The 507-nt window shown below is 63.7% G+C and carries 1 protein-coding gene; it reads right to left on the bottom strand.

The window, feature by feature from the left end:
* The coding region (locus E8F12_RS00005) for an Ig-like domain-containing protein (protein ID WP_280323227.1) at nucleotides 1-507 on the bottom strand (507 nt) is incomplete at both ends.

A 507-nucleotide genomic window follows, 5' to 3' on the forward strand; every position in this document is an offset into this window, starting at 1 on the left:
TTCCAGGCCCTGGTTATCCACCGAGGCGTAGTCGAAGCTGGTGGTGCCGTTCCAGTTGGCATTGGGCACGAAGGTGACGGTCGCGCCGTTGCCAGTGGCCGGCACGCTGTCGCCGATAGCCAGCGCCACGCCATTGAGCAGCAGGGTACCGTTGGCCGGCAGGGCTTTGATCACGAAGTGATCGACATTGCCGTCGATATCGCTGCCGCTGAGGGAGACCGGAATGCCGGGCGCATCCTCATTGCCGGAACCGGAAGCCGCAGCGGTTTCCGGGGCATCGTTGACCGAAACGACGGTGATGATGCCGGTGGCCGAGCTGCTGTCCTCCAGGCCCTGGTTATCCACCGAGGCGTACTGGAAGTTGGTGGTGCCGTTCCAGTTGGCATTGGGCACGAAGGTGACGGTCGCGCCATTGCCGCTGGCCGGCACGCTATCGCCGATCGCCAATGCCACGCCATTGAGCAGCAAGGTGCCGTTGGCTGGCAGGGACTTGATGACGAAGTTGGC

This window comes from Pseudomonas sp. BN102, from assembly GCF_029871245.1.
In the GTDB taxonomy this organism is placed as follows: domain Bacteria; phylum Pseudomonadota; class Gammaproteobacteria; order Pseudomonadales; family Pseudomonadaceae; genus Metapseudomonas.